Raw genomic sequence first — 14,774 nt, forward strand, 5'->3', positions numbered from 1 at the left:
GAAAAGCGACATTTTAAAATAATGTCCAGAAGAAACTCAGGTGGGGAGGACTCGCTGTTTTTGAAGTTGTTTGACTATTTAGACAAGCATTCAGACCATAATGACAAGGAAATTCTAAAAAAAATACCAAAAATTAAGAAAGCACAGATTTCTAATATCCGTGCTAATTTATACAAGCAACTCCTCGCATCCTTAAGATTATTTCATCGAAGTAATAATATTGACATTTACCTAAATGAGCAACTAGATTATGCTCATGTGCTATATGATAAAGGACTCTATAAATCAAGTCTCGACATTCTGGATAAAGCGAAAACGAAGGCCCTAGAGCAAAAGCAATATATGATGGCGCAGAATATGGTGGAATTCGAAAAACACATCGAATCACAGCATATCACAGGTAGTATGTCTGCTAAGGCAATCGAACTAGATGAATTATCGCATTTTTTAATTCATAGGAATCAGAAGTCCGCAAGCTTGTCCTCTGCTTCGCTGCAATTATATGGCTTATACCTGAGACATGGTTACGTTAGGAATCAGAAAGATTATAAGTATGTAACAGAATTCTTCGAAGAAAAACTACCCGTTTATGACTTGGAAGATCTTGACTTCTATGAAAAGTTGTATTACTTCCAATCCTATGTTTGGTATTCTAACATGTGCCATGATTTCTTGAATTATTACAGGTATGCGCAGCGCTGGGTTAATTTGTTCCATGATAATCCAGCGATGAAAGATAAGGAGCTGGCGTCCTATATTAAGGGACTACACAACTTACTCAATGCCTTATTCCTAGCTGGAAAATACAAGAAATTTAAAAAAGCCTATTTAGAACTAGAGCAATTTAATAGTGATGGAGTGCTGAGCATCAATCGGAATGAAGAATCCTTATTGGTATTGTTTAAGAATGTGCACATGATTAATTTGCATTATATGCAAGGTAGCTTTACCGAGTGCCTTGAAATGATGCCAGAGCTAGAGAAAATAATAGTATCTAATAAGTATAACTGGGATCAGCACCGTATCATGGTATTTTACTACAAGATTGCTTGCCTGTATTTCGGAGCAGTACAAAACGAGAATTGTATACACTACTTGAACCTAATAATCAATAATTTCTTTCCAAAAGTTAGAGAAGATATCCAAAGTTTTGCTCGAATTTTAAATTTGATCGCACACTTTGAGTTAGGTAATGAATTACTAATTTCTTATCAAATTAAATCTGTGTATCGATTCCTTTCCAAGATGAATGACTTGCATGAAGTTCAAAAAGAGATTTTCAAATTCCTCAGGAAAACACCGAGAATAGAACCGAAAAACTTAAACCATGAGTTTGGATTATTAAGAGATAAATTAGTAATAATTCGAGAAATGCCATTTGAAAAAAGACCATTTCTCTATCTTGATATCATTGCTTGGCTTGAAAGTAGAATAGAAGGAGTGGCTGTGGAAAAAGTTATCGAAAGAAACTTTAACCTTTTACAAAATGAGAATGCCACCCTCGGTTAATAAAAACATTTTTAAATTGCGAGAAATAATTAAGAGTAAGATGGATGATGAATTAATAAAAATCCAACAAAGGGTTAAAAAGTACCATGAAATTTTAGAAAATACGATTCAGTATAGGAAAGACTGGGATGAAGGGCTGAAAAAAATGATTATGGAAACGCTTGAAAATGTTTCGAAACATACTGGGCTGAAAGCAGAAGTCGAAGTGCAGGATCAGGTAGAAAACATGGAGATTATCGTGTACAATCTGGGACGATCTACCAGTGGAATTTCTGAGAAGTTGGACGAAAAACTGAAGCGACCTATGATTAAGAGCAATGGGGCGCTGATCTATCAGCAGTTGTTTAACGGGAAGGTTCTTGTCCTTGTATCGCTGCCACATATAGAAGGATATGGTGAACCAAGACCACCTAAGACGGTCGAGATTCTCAGACCTGATGAGCTTAAGAAGCCTTTTATTTATAGACATCTAGAAATTTTCTTGAAGGATGTAACGGACTGGGAAGATTACGATGATGACGCACCACAGGAGAGGAGCTCTTTTAATCCTATTGGATTTAATACACAGATTGTACAGGAGGATTAATAATACATTATAGGGCGTGACCCTGAGGGTCGGGCTATCCGGCACTCTTCCCGATTATTATTGAAAAGACGTGAAACATTAATTGTTATTGCTATTTGTAATGGCATCTCAGATTAGATAGAAATTGTAATCGGGATTCAGACAACACCTCCTATCCCTCACGCGAACATTCACATTCAAGAGTTTCCTTATGGTATCGGGAAGTATCTGCTGGAAGAAAGTAGGGCGAAATGGATAAAAGATCAGGCGTTTTTGATAAGAAAACAAGGTGCTAACTTTCTTACTTTTGCATCACAAATAGATTATAATGAGAACGAATACAGCAATCAACTATCAACAATATTTCGAAAAGGGAATTTCATTTGAAGAATACCTTAAAAGATTTGCAGCGGAAATTGCGCTAGGAGAAGGAAGTCCTTTTGCACAGTATCTTCCACAGAACTGGCAACGTCAGAATCGCTTGATCAGAAAAATTAAGCTTAATGAAGATCTGCAGAAAGCGATTGATGATTTGAAACAACCTGTTAATTGGTTGTTGATTACAGAACATTGGTGTGGTGACGCATCGCAGATTAATCCCGTGATCTTAAAGGCGGCTGAAGAAAGTAATGGAAAGATAGATCTTCGAATCAGTTATAGAGATGAGAATGAGGAATTAATCGATGCGCACTTAACAGATGGAAGAAGTAGGTCCATTCCGATCTTGGTACAATTAGATGAAAACTATAATTTGCTAAACACTTATGGCCCAAGACCTGCTGAGGCGCAATTATTAGTCATGGATTTGCTTTCGAAAGGGGAGGATTATAATATTCCACTTCATACTTGGTATGCGAAAGATAGACAGAAGGCTATTCAGGAGGATCTAGTGAAATTGATTGAATCTGCTGTCTAAAAGCTGGCTATGGCTTATGCTTGATAAATAGGAATTTTTAAATAGAAAAGGTCAGAAAAAGCAACTCGCTTTTTCTGACCTTTTTTTCTGATTTTATTTTTCTCTAATGCTACTCCACAACCTCTACCTCCGCTTCTGCTGGCATCTCGAATGTAGCTTGGTCGAAAGTTTCTTCGCTGAACTTAATATCCTTGAATAAATTATCATATCGCTTCGTTGTCACAACCCCATCTTCAGATAAATACCCTGACATGGTTTCGGGCACGAGTAACCCATTTACCTCTTTCCATCCATTGTAATTTAGTGCATTGTATTTCGTGCTTTTTTCTCCTGAGAAAAAGGTAACCGTATAGAATAACCACTCCATTTTATTGGTCTCAGGATCAGAATATATGATATACTCATCCTCTGGTGTGTCTCCTATGTTCTCTCCGTAAGTAATGCTAATTCTATTATAGGTTTTTCCTTTGACTTCTGCTTGATCCAGAACTTTATAATTGATACCAGGATCTGAAACGACAAATGGCATCGCATAGAAATAGAACAAAAGATTGTGATAAAATCTAGCTGATTTTCCACTATATGCTTCTAAATTTGGGCTTACCCAGATGTTCTCACCGTCATTTCCGATTACATATCCGTCTCCTTCTATTCTAACTTTTCTGGTTTTAAGATCGATCTTTTGAATTTCCGTTTTCTCTCCTCTATTGAATTCATAACTTAATGAATTCATTTTATTCCATTGGTCTAATCCACCATGTGCATCCAAGACTAATTTCAGTTCAGCGGGAATGTTGCTCGCTCGAGTTTCTGTTGTTTCGATCGTTTCAGCATCGACTTGCTTTTCATCACAAGAGAAGAGGAGTAATAAAGTAGATAATAGTAAAATACTGTAAAGTTTCATTTATAGGTTTTAAAATTGAATAATAATTTCCGTAAAACTATTCTTAACGATGAGTTCTACTTTATTATCATGAACCCTTCGATATTCTTTACTTTCTACTCCATCTATGTGAATGTTTTGTATTTCAGAGGACAAACCTATAAACTGAATTCGATAATTATGGAAACTAGGTTCATAACCTTTATTAAAAGATTGACCTAAAACAAAAGTACTTCCACTTCCTTTCGTGATAAATCGGGAATAACGATAAGCGCCTTCTTGGTATTGATAACCGTCTAGATCATCCATATAAAATCCACTCGTCGTTTCGCCTTCAGCAAAATAGGTTTTTAACGTAACGGTTTTGATCACTTTTTCACCGACATACTGCATCTTCGGAAAGGTAGGAATGACTGCTCCAGCTCTAATAAAGAATGGGATTTTAGTCAATGGAGCTCTGACAATAAACATTTTGCCGCCTTCGAAAACTTCTGTTGATTCATAGTCATACCATTTACCTTTAGGCAGATAAATCTTCTTAGATCGGATGTTTTTTTGAAAAACAGGGCTGAAAAGCAGGTGCTCCCCTAGAAATCCTTCTTCATTTATATTGACATCAGCGTCATCTGTAGAATTAAAGATGACGGGTCTAAGCATAGGTCGGCCTGTAATGGTATGCTCATAGAAACAGGTATATAAATAAGGAAGCAGCTTGTATCTTAACTCTATAGCTTTCCTGACTATCGCCGTATTTTTAGATCCGAAAGACCAAGGCTCCTGACTACCATGATCTCCTGATGAATGTGTTCTGAAAAATGGATGAAAAACTCCCAGCTGAATCCATCTGACATATAACTCGCCTTCAGGCTGATCAATAAAGCCACCGATATCAGAGCCACAGAAGGAAACGCCCGAAATACTTAATCTTAGGGTCTGGAGATGTGCAAGGTATAAGTGCTCCCATGACGCTAGATTGTCTCCTGTCCATGTACTTGAAAATCGTTGCATCCCACTGAAACCAGATCGTGTAATTATTAATGGTCTTTTATTTCCTGCAAATTTTTTAACTCCTTCTGAAGTGGCTCTAGCCATCTGCATTCCGTATACATTATGGGCTTTTCTGTGGGAACTAGGATGGCCCTCATAATGATGTCGTACATCCAAGGGGAATGTTTTCGAAGGCACATCGAATAGTGCTGGTTCATTCATATCATTCCATATTCCAGCCAAACCAATGTCTTCTATTAGCTCCTGGAAAAGGCCAGCCCACCATTCTCGTGCTTCTGGATTAGTGAAATCAGGAAAGTAGCATTCGCCTGGCCATACCTTGCCTTGCATGTAGGGACCATCCATTCTTCTGCAGAAATATCCCTTAGCTAATCCCTCTTTGAAAACGGAATAATCAAAGTCGATTTTTATCCCAGGGTCGATAATGGCTACAGTTTTAAAGCCATTCGTTTTCAAGTTAGATACCATCTGCTTAGGATCTGGAAAACGCTCTTTGTTCCATGTAAAACATCTGAAACCATCCATATAATCAATATCTAGATATATGGCATCACAGGGTATTTTTTCAGCTCTCATCCTTTCCGTAATTTCCATTACGTTAGATTCTGGGAAATAAGACCACTTGCATTGTTGGTATCCAAGGGCCCATAGTGGAGGCATTTCCGGGACACCTGTAAGCTGTGTATATTGAGCAGAAACATCAAGTAAATCATCACCATAAAAAAAGTAATAATCCATTTCTCCGCCGTTAGCCCAAAAGCTTAAAATATCCTTTCTCTCTTGACCGATATCATAAAAAGTCCTGAAACTATTATCGAAATAGAGACCGAAAGTCTTTCCTTTATAATAGCTGTATAGGAAGTTTATATTTTTATAGAGTGGATCTGTCCCTGCTTTGAATCCAAATTCGTCAGATCCCCAATTGGTAAATCGATTTCCTTTGATATTCTGAAGCGTTGTTTTATCTCCTAATCCATAAAATGCTTGCTCTGGAAAGATCGACTTACTCATTTTTACGTTTTCTCCACCATATTCATGATTTTCTTCCCAGTGAAATCCCTTTTCATCTGATGAAATAAGATTTCCTTCAGCATCATATATGTGGACAAACATTTTATGCTTTAGAATATGTATTTCTAGGTAGTCTGTTTTGATGATAACTCTTTGTTCATCAACATTGCATTCATAGTTGACATGTTCTTTTTTGAACTTAGGATCTATGGCGTAGGAAAAGTCATGTGGAAAATACGGCTTAACGGTATATCTGAATCGAACGATTTTAGAAGTCAGGAGCTCAATTCGTAAATGGCATTCATTGTCCGCTGAACAAGTAATTACCTGGTCCGTTTCGTTAAAAGAGACCATTTCACCTGGGTGCTTTTCTTGAGGACCGTAGACAACATTCATTAGTCCTTCCTCACTGATATCTATCATGTTTTAAGAATTTTAGCGCCGCAAAAATAGCATTCTCTTAGCTTGGAAGTGCTTACAAAGGTTATTTTTTCGGAGGACCGACCCATTTAAAACCTTTGATTTCGGTGAAAAAATAGAAATTGATCAAAATTAGGGCTAGAATGAATTAAAAAATATCGTAAAGTGTAAATAATAGGTTGTCAGTAGAATGTGTCGCGATGAATACATGAATTTTACTTTTTAGGCACGATTTGTGCTTCCATTTATGGTATTAACTAAAAATAAATTTTGAAATGAAAACTACGCTTTTAACAACCTTATTAATCCTAGGTTTAGGATTTTCCAACAGCATTTTTGCGCAGGACGATTGTCCTCAGAAAAATAAAATGAAAGATGGATCTTGTTTGACAATTGTTTATCCTACTGCTGAAGCTGCAGCTAAGGCAGTAAGCGCACCTGCAGAAGTTCTTGTTCTTACAGAAAGTACCGACGGAGCATCGAATGGTACTTATATAGCTCAGTTTGCATGTAGTGAAACAGAAGTCATCTTCACAAAAGGTGGACCTTGTAATTGTTCAGGATATGATGGAACAATCTTAGGAACCTTTAGATTTACCCAAGCAGATATGACTTGTAAATACGACGAAAGAGGAGTGCTTCCTGTAGAATTCTCTTTCTTTAAAGTTGCTTCAGACAGAGATATGGCAATACTTTCTTGGGCTACAGCATCTGAAACTGAAAATGATGGTTTTTATGTAGAGAAAAGTAACGATGGTAAGTTTTTCCAAGAATTCGCTTTTATCGTTGGTGAAGGAAATTCAACGGAAGAAGTGAATTATGAGACTACAGATAGAGATCCATTTTCAGGTGTTAATTACTACCGATTAAAGCAAGTAGACTATAATGGAAGTGAAAGATATTCTAAAATCGTGAAATTAGATTTGAGAGATAAGAATGGCGCACTTGTTAATTTTAATGCGAACAACAATGAACTAGTGATTCGTTCAGAGAAGAAACTAGTATCTATAGAAATCTATGATATGGGTGGAGTAAGAGTGCATAAGTCTACCTTTGACAAGAATGCGAATGAACATACAATTAGCTTGAGTAACCAGAATACGGGTCACTTTGTCGCTGTTATTACGGACGAAAATGGATCAGTAGAAACAAGCAAGTTCGTGAAAATGTAAAAATTCCATAAACTAAAGTTCTGAAAGCTGCTGGGGCGTAAGTCTCCGCAGCTTTCCATTTTCAGTATAACTGAATTCTTCTACCAGATGGATGTGCTTAGGTTTTTCATACTTACTTAGGTTCTTAAAAAGGGGGGGTGTTGCTTTGGTAATCATTACGAGTTTTTCACCCAGAATGTCATCACTAACTTTTGTTAAATAAAACTCTCCATCGAATTCTAATTTAATTTTCTCCTCGATTTCTTCTATTAATAATTTTAACCCACCAGAATTAACCACATTGTCCTTTCGTCCTTTCCAGATCATTTTTTTGGGTCCTTTTAAGTCCACGATGTCATTCGTTAGCAATGGCTGATCCAGAATTTCGGGCGCATGAATAATAAGCTGGCTTTCGACATTGACCTCAAAATCTACATTATCCAAAGCATGGAATGCTATTTCTGATTTGCTCAGATTCTTCACTGCAATATGACTAATCGTTTCCGTCATACCATAACTATGGTAGAACTGTCCGGTTTCTTCATGAATTTTTTCTAAAAGTGATGTAGGAACAGCCGAACCACCGAGTAGTATCTTATCTATTTTTCTGAGTTGATTTAGGCTGCTTGGATTTTGATAAATAGAGGCGAGCTGAGAAGGGGTAAGAGAACAGAACTGAATATTTTTTTCTAGGTCAATGTTATAAAAAGGATCTAACTTAGGTTCTATATATTCGAGTTTGAGATTTCCTATGATAGATCGAATGATCAACATGGTTCCTCCGATCTTGTCAGCAGGAATAGCTAGCAGAACACGATCATTTTCCTTGAGCCCGAAGTAGGAAAGTGAGATTCTAGCAGAAGCAGCCATTTTGCTTTTTTCAAGTAGAATTACTTTTGGTTTTCCAGTGCTCCCTGAGGTAGTAATCTCAAAGAATTCTGAGGTATCATTCCATTTGTCATAGACTGCTTCTATTTTCTCAAAGTAGCTCATCTAATTGCCATTGTCGATTTGGATTATAATGAATATGCTCTCCTTGGATTTCTAGGGGGGAATCTATGTTATTAGTGTATAAACTACCTGTTCCTAAGCCTTGATGACCATTCGGATTTTTGATATAGGTCCACTGACTAATTGCATTAAGTCCGATATTACTTTCTAATGCAGAAGTCGCCCACCAATCTATTCCTAATTTTTCTGCTTCAGATATCCATTCATCAGAAGACTCGAAACCACCTACAAGGCTTGGTTTTAGAATAATGTAAGGTGGTTTGATGGTTTCTAAAAGTTTCTTCTTATCAACTAAATTAAGCACTGGGATAAGCTCTTCGTCCAGAGCAATATCGAGTGGGCTTACTTCGCACAACCTAGCCATCTCTGCTTCTTGTCCCGCTTTAATGGGTTGTTCAATAGAATGAAGTGATAATTCACTTAATCTTTTGAGTTTTTCAAGTGCTTCAGCAGGTGAAAATGCACCATTAGCATCAACCCTAAGAATTAAGTCAGATGCTGGATACTCCTTTCTAATTCTGGCTAATATTTCTAATTCGTCTTGAAAATTGATGGCGCCGATTTTCATTTTCAGGCAGGTAAAGCCTCTTTTTAATAGATCGTTTATCTGGGATTTCATAAAATCTGGTGCGCCCATCCATATCAGCCCATTTATTGGAATTCCATCCCTTCCTTGGGAGAAAGCGGATTCATATATCATACGTTGTCCTCCATTAGCATGATCTAGCTTAGCCATTTCTAATCCAAAGCGAATGGATGGAAATGCCATCAGATCGATCTCAGGATTGTTAACTACCGTGTCTAGCTGATCTTCATAATCTGGTCGATCATCAATGCTTAATCCTGAAAGCGGACTGCATTCGCCTATTCCGATCTTTCCTTCTTCTTCCAGGATCAGATAGTAGGTAGGTTTTTGTTTCAAAACACCACGTGATGTTCCGCTCGGACGCTTAAAATTTAAGATTCTTTTCTTCCAGCGTATTCTCACACTTTCGTCCTTTTGTAGATGAAAGAAAAATAGTCCTTAAGCACTTTGTCATTTATCACTGGCGGAGTGAAAACTTCTAGAATCTTAGCTTTTTCTGAAGTGTTGTAGAAGGATTTTAAGACCTCGCTTAATTCGTTTTCATTCTCAGCGGTTAAGTATTCTAAGTCAAATTTCTCAGCATTTTTTTCACCAGTCATATCATGACTTGCTTCAAAATAGCTGGAAAGTTGAGGAGTGTCTGAAGGTCCTTTTATAATTCTGAAGATACCGCCTCCTTTGTTATTAATGATGATGATTCTTAAGTTGGGATTGATATACTTGTGCCATAATCCATTACTATCGTAAAGAAAACTTAAGTCACCCGTAACTAAAGTAGTAATGCCTAGATAATGATGTGCCGCTCCGCATGCGGTGGACGTGCAGCCTTCGATACCTGAAACACCTCGATTAGCAAAATAAGAAATGTCTTTTCGCTGATTAAAGAGTTGGACATACCGAACTGACGCGCTATTGCCCATCTGAAGCATTGAATTAAATGGTAGCTCAGGTAGTATTAAGCTAAAAGCCTTTAGATCACTGAACGCCGCATCGCGTATAAATAAGTCATGCGCTTCACAACATGCTACTTCTCGTTCATTATATGTTTTTTGAAAATCAAATGGAATATGATGCTCTATAGGAATAAAGGTGGTCAGAAAGTCAACTGGCGCCATCTTGATATGATGTGTCAAATGCTGAAAAGTATCATTCGGATCATTGATGCTGTCGACATGCCAGTGTGATTTTATGGACATTCGATGGAGCAACGCCTTCACCTTTTTAGAGATAATAGAGTGACCAAATGAAAGTAGCAAATCCGGTGTGAAATCATCTAATTTTCCTTCATCAAAACTTTCGATCAGGCGGTCTATACATTGAAAAATAATATCTCCATTAACATTGCTATGCGATTCCGAAAGCACGACGACTGAAGGATCTTCGGCAAGTTGGTTGATCTTTTTATTTATCACATCATTGTTAGGTAGCATTCCACAGATGATCATTTTCTTATCATGTGATGCCCAGATTGCCTGTAATTCCTTTAAACTAGAGTTGGTTAAGGTTCTCCTTGTTTCTACTGGTGTAATGATTTTAGGAAGGTGATCATTTGCTTCCCTATCATACAATGGTTCTTCCAGCGGAATATTGATATGAACAGGACCAGGAACTGCACTATGAGCCAGATTAATCGCTTCATTTATGATTCGATCATTATACCATTGGTCCTCTTTAGTATGGATGCTTTGAGGAAGCTGAAAACTTTTCAAAACGTAGTTGTCATAGATGTTTTGCTGACGTAAACTTTGTCCAGCACCTTGGTCTATCCATTGTACAGGGCGATCGGCAGTCAGAATAATCATCGGAATTCTTTGATAATAAGCTTCCGCAATGGCTGGGGCGTAATTCAAGGTTGCTGTTCCAGAAGTACAGCAGATTACACTGGCTATCCTGGATTGTTGAGCAAGACCTAACGCAAAAAAGCCAGCAACCCTTTCATCTGTAATTTGGAAGTGATGAAAGTTTTTATTGTTGTCAAATTCAATAGCCAGAGGAGCATTACGAGATCCTGGAGAAAGTACAATATTCTTTATATCCTTTAGTTCACAGATCTTAACAAGAGACTGTACTGATTTTTTTGTTGTCGACATGTTTTGGTAAAATATCGGTCAAGGTAGACATTTTTACATTTGTTTCTTCCCATTCCTTATCAATATCTGATTCAGGTGTAATTCCACCACCTCCGAAAAATGAAACTTGATGATTAGCAATTTTCATGCAACGTAGATTGATGAAAAGGTTAAATTGGTTGATATCATCTACATATCCTAAGAAACCACAATAATAGGATCTCTCATGCTGCTCCACTTCATAGATTAAGTCTAAAGATTGTTCTTGGGGCAGCCCAGAAATAGCTGGAGTAGGGTGGAGTTTATTTAAAAAAGGGACAATGCTTTGCGGAGGGATTTCTATCTCAAAGTCTGATTTTAAATGATATACCTTGCCCGTATTATTTGTTCTTACACTAGACTTTTCGAAAGGCAAATCCATAGATTCGCAAAGGGATATAATGTGCTTTTCTACCAATCGGTGTTCATCTATCTCTTTTCGAGTCCATTCTGGAGCGGCCTTCTTTGGATCTATTTTTAAAGTACCAGCAAGAGCAACTGTTTTTGCTTTTTGCTGATGATAGGAGAGTAATAATTCTGGACTTGCTCCCATCCATATTCCATCCCCAGGAATGTGAACTACATACACAAAAGCCTTAGGGTAATGGTCGATTAAGTTTTCAAAAAAGGATTCGATATTTAATTCGCCAGATAATTCTTCCGTTTTGATTCTGGAGTAAATAGCTTTCTTAATACCTTGACTCTTAAATGTTTCTAAATACTTGTTGAGGTCTTTGATGTACTCTTCTTGTCCTACTTCATACAGCAATTGAGGTCTGATTTCAGGTGCGTTTAATGTAGGCAAATCTAAATCTTGCTTTTCCTTTGAATGATAGTCGAAAATATAATCAGGAGAGAAAAATAAGGGAGAGGATTCCTCTCTTTTTGAAAATGGAAAGATGTAAAATCCTTTTTGAGATATTGTAAGATCATCAACCAAAGAAAGCGGTGATTTCTGGATAATAAAAGTTGTTTCTTGTCCAGGTTCTCTGAAAATTACAAAAGGAATATTTTTAGATATTAAGTCTTTGACCATAACCGCTCTTTCTTGTCGTAAAATATAACAGTAAAAATGAAAAATTGTTATTTGAAAGGACAAAAATACATCGCTAAAGATGAAAGTCAATTAAAATATGATGAATTGGAATCTACTTCAAGTGAGATGTCTCATATTCACCATAATATAAGAGCATCTTTTTATTACATTTGTAAGCTTGATATAAAATAACTGAATATGAATTATAGAATCCTGATTTTCCTTTTCACATTGACGATAACTCAAATGAGCTTCGCTCAAGTCGGTCCAATTATAGAAAATGGAGAAGCTCAAATAGTACCTGAATTTTCTGATAGAACTAAATACATCAGACACGATCTATGGGTAGAAACAGAATTTGATACAGATGGAGATGGAATACTAGATAGAATGCATGTGGATGTAACGCGACCGTGGCAGACAGATTCTATGGATTTGAAACTTCCAGTTATTTATGCAAGTAGTCCTTATTATGCAGGGACACAAGGAAATGTTCCGGGAGCATTTTGGGATGTGCGTCATGAGCTTGGAGAGAAAGCTGGACCTAGAACTCAAGCACCAGTTAAACGAAGAGGAGAAAGACCAGTCATTTCTAATGATGAAATTGACAAGTGGGTACCAAGAGGTTATATTGTTGTACACTCTTCTTCTCCAGGAACCGGACTTTCGGATGGTGTTCCAACTGTGGGTGGTGATAATGAATCATTAGGGCCTAAATCAGTTATCGAATGGTTGTCAGGAAAGGATAATGGTTATACAGAAGGAAAAGGTGGTGAGAAAGTGAAAGCTTTTTGGTCTACAGGAAAAGTAGGAATGACGGGAACGTCTTACAATGGCACTTTGCCACTTGCAGCAGCGACTACAGGAGTGGAAGGATTAAAAGCGATCATTCCGATTGCACCTAATACATCTTATTATCACTACTACCGATCGAATGGCTTGGTAAGGTCACCTGGGGGATACTTAGGGGAAGATATCGATGTACTTTTTGATTTTATTTACAGCGGTGACGAAAGCAAGCGGCCATATGGAATGGCTACTGTAAGAGATAAAGAAATGGCAGAAGGAATGGACCGGGAGACTGGAGATTATAACGATTTCTGGGCAGGAAGAGATTATGTGAATGATATGGGACCGATGAAGGCTGCATTATTAATGTCTCATGGTTTTAATGACTGGAATGTAATGCCTGAGCATAGTTATAGAATATACAAAGCTGCGAAAGAGAAAGGGATTCCACATATGGCATACTACCACCAAAATGGCCACGGAGGTCCACCGCCATTATGGTTAATGAATAAGTGGTTTACGAAGTACTTACATGGTGTAGATAATGGTGTAGAAAAACTTCCTAGAGCGTACATCGTAAGAGAAAATGATGATCGTGAGAAACCAACAGAATATGCTGATTATCCGAATCCAGATGCGAAAGATGTTGATCTTTATCTTACGCCAGGTGCTCCTGAGACAGGAAGCCTTTCGTTAAATAAAGGTGCAGGTGGAAAAGAAACGCTTGTTGATAATTTTTCATTTGATGGAGCTTCATTGGCTAAAGCGGAGATTACGAATCACCGATTGCTTTACCTCACTCCAGTGCTTGAAAAACCAGTTCATATTTCTGGGGAAGCAAAAATTAACATCAAACTTGCAGCTAATGCTAAGGCTGCAAATTTATCTGTATGGTTAGTTTCACTACCTTGGAATGATGGAAGAAGATCTAAAATCACAGATAATATCATCACAAGAGGATGGGCTGATCCACAGAATCATCGATCTATTTCAGAAAGTGATCCACTTGTACCAGGAAAGTTTTATGAGTTCTCTTTTAATTTACAACCTGATGATCAGATCATCAGAAAAGGACAACAAATAGGGCTGATGATATTTTCAAGTGATAAGGAATTTACTTTATGGCCAGATCCAGGAACAGAACTTACAGTAGATCTAGGAAGTACGGTTTTGACTTTGCCAGTAGTAGGTGGAGAAAAAGCACTTCAGGAAGCCATAGTTGAGTAAAAACCAAATCATTAGATTTGATTTTAGAAGATTTGTTATGAAAAAATCCTAGCAAAACATTCAGTAAAATTAGGCCATTGTGTGAGAACAATATATAATTTTTCTTAAACTAAGTAAGGTTATGAATTTCTTCAAAATACCATGCCATATCTTCTTCGAAACGGAGAATCTCAGCCAATGATTGAGTGTCAATTTCCACATCTAGATTATTATTAACCTTATTAATTGTATCTGAGAAATCATACTTCATTTTGCTTAAATTATTTCGTTCCATATTACACTCTAAATATTTCATCGAATTTTAGTATCAAGAGTTCAAGTTTGGAAATTAACTCTTCTTCATTAAAATTATAAACTTGAAAATTGTTCTTCAATTGAACTTTCTGAAAAAGTGCAGTATCTTTTTTGTCAACATTAAGAACATTGTTCGGTACTGTTTCTAATTTCATCATTCTAGCTTCCATTGTGGTTAATATTAAAGTGATTAATTTACAATCCCATTAACCAAGTTTGTGCCAATTTTTTAAGTAGTTGATATTTAGTGAGTTACGAAG

The 14,774-nt window shown here is 37.0% G+C and carries 13 protein-coding genes; 5 read left to right on the forward strand and 8 right to left on the reverse strand.

What is annotated here, in order from left to right; all coding sequences use genetic code 11:
* Positions 1-21: 21 nt before the first annotated feature.
* From L2586_RS18635 to L2586_RS18645, 3 genes are all read left to right on the forward strand, one after another.
* Positions 22-1,509 carry a hypothetical protein gene (locus L2586_RS18635; RefSeq protein WP_235294457.1) on the forward strand — a complete coding sequence of 496 codons (1,488 nt, stop codon included), beginning with the start codon at positions 22-24 and terminating at the stop codon, positions 1,507-1,509.
* 16 nt (positions 1,510-1,525) lie between these two features.
* A complete protein-coding gene (locus L2586_RS18640; RefSeq protein WP_235294458.1) occupies positions 1,526-2,095 on the forward strand; it encodes a hypothetical protein in 570 nt (189 codons plus the stop codon).
* Positions 2,096-2,402: 307 nt separating this feature from the next.
* On the forward strand, positions 2,403-2,990 hold the full coding sequence (locus tag L2586_RS18645; protein ID WP_235294459.1) for a thioredoxin family protein: 588 nt from the start codon (positions 2,403-2,405) through the stop codon (positions 2,988-2,990).
* A gap of 109 nt (positions 2,991-3,099) precedes the next feature.
* Here the strand turns inward: L2586_RS18645 and L2586_RS18650 are convergent, their stop codons facing one another.
* Entirely contained in the window at positions 3,100-3,894 is a 795-nt protein-coding gene (locus L2586_RS18650) for a DUF6503 family protein (protein ID WP_235294460.1), read from the reverse strand.
* A 9-nt stretch (positions 3,895-3,903) separates the two neighbouring features.
* Positions 3,904-6,315 carry a glycoside hydrolase family 31 protein gene (locus tag L2586_RS18655; protein WP_235294461.1) on the reverse strand — a complete coding sequence of 804 codons (2,412 nt, stop codon included), beginning with the start codon at positions 6,313-6,315 and terminating at the stop codon, positions 3,904-3,906.
* A 272-nt stretch (positions 6,316-6,587) separates the two neighbouring features.
* Between L2586_RS18655 and L2586_RS18660 the strand changes: the two genes are divergently transcribed.
* Positions 6,588-7,484 carry a T9SS type A sorting domain-containing protein gene (locus L2586_RS18660; RefSeq protein ID WP_235294462.1) on the forward strand — a complete coding sequence of 299 codons (897 nt, stop codon included), beginning with the start codon at positions 6,588-6,590 and terminating at the stop codon, positions 7,482-7,484.
* Between the two features lie 12 nt (positions 7,485-7,496).
* Here the strand turns inward: L2586_RS18660 and L2586_RS18665 are convergent, their stop codons facing one another.
* From L2586_RS18665 to L2586_RS18680, 4 genes are all read right to left on the reverse strand, one after another.
* Positions 7,497-8,456, reverse strand: a complete 960-nt coding sequence (locus tag L2586_RS18665) for an AMP-binding protein (RefSeq protein WP_235294463.1) — start codon at positions 8,454-8,456, stop codon at positions 7,497-7,499.
* Complete coding sequence (locus L2586_RS18670) at positions 8,443-9,396, reverse strand: o-succinylbenzoate synthase (RefSeq protein WP_235294464.1); 954 nt, start codon at positions 9,394-9,396, stop codon at positions 8,443-8,445. Before L2586_RS18670 ends, L2586_RS18665 begins: the two co-directional genes overlap by 14 nt.
* A gap of 62 nt (positions 9,397-9,458) precedes the next feature.
* Positions 9,459-11,150, reverse strand: coding sequence for a 2-succinyl-5-enolpyruvyl-6-hydroxy-3-cyclohexene-1-carboxylic-acid synthase (gene menD / locus L2586_RS18675; RefSeq protein WP_235294465.1), 1,692 nt, complete (start codon positions 11,148-11,150; stop codon positions 9,459-9,461).
* Positions 11,113-12,204 (reverse strand): chorismate-binding protein, encoded by a 1,092-nt coding sequence (locus L2586_RS18680; RefSeq protein ID WP_235294466.1) that lies wholly within the window; start codon positions 12,202-12,204, stop codon positions 11,113-11,115. Before L2586_RS18680 ends, menD begins: the two co-directional genes overlap by 38 nt.
* A gap of 198 nt (positions 12,205-12,402) precedes the next feature.
* Between L2586_RS18680 and L2586_RS18685 the strand changes: the two genes are divergently transcribed.
* Entirely contained in the window at positions 12,403-14,220 is a 1,818-nt protein-coding gene (locus L2586_RS18685) for a Xaa-Pro dipeptidyl-peptidase (RefSeq protein ID WP_235294467.1), read from the forward strand.
* Positions 14,221-14,329: 109 nt separating this feature from the next.
* Here L2586_RS18685 and L2586_RS18690 read toward each other — a convergent pair whose 3' ends face one another.
* Both L2586_RS18690 and L2586_RS18695 read right to left on the reverse strand, forming a co-directional pair.
* Positions 14,330-14,470 carry a hypothetical protein gene (locus tag L2586_RS18690; RefSeq protein ID WP_235294468.1) on the reverse strand — a complete coding sequence of 47 codons (141 nt, stop codon included), beginning with the start codon at positions 14,468-14,470 and terminating at the stop codon, positions 14,330-14,332.
* Positions 14,471-14,495: 25 nt separating this feature from the next.
* Positions 14,496-14,684: a hypothetical protein gene (locus tag L2586_RS18695; RefSeq protein ID WP_235294469.1), complete on the reverse strand. Its 189-nt coding sequence runs from the start codon at positions 14,682-14,684 to the stop codon at positions 14,496-14,498.
* Between the last annotated feature and the right edge of the window lie 90 nt (positions 14,685-14,774).

Source organism: Portibacter lacus (assembly GCF_021533215.1).
In the GTDB taxonomy this organism is placed as follows: domain Bacteria; phylum Bacteroidota; class Bacteroidia; order Chitinophagales; family Saprospiraceae; genus Portibacter; species Portibacter lacus.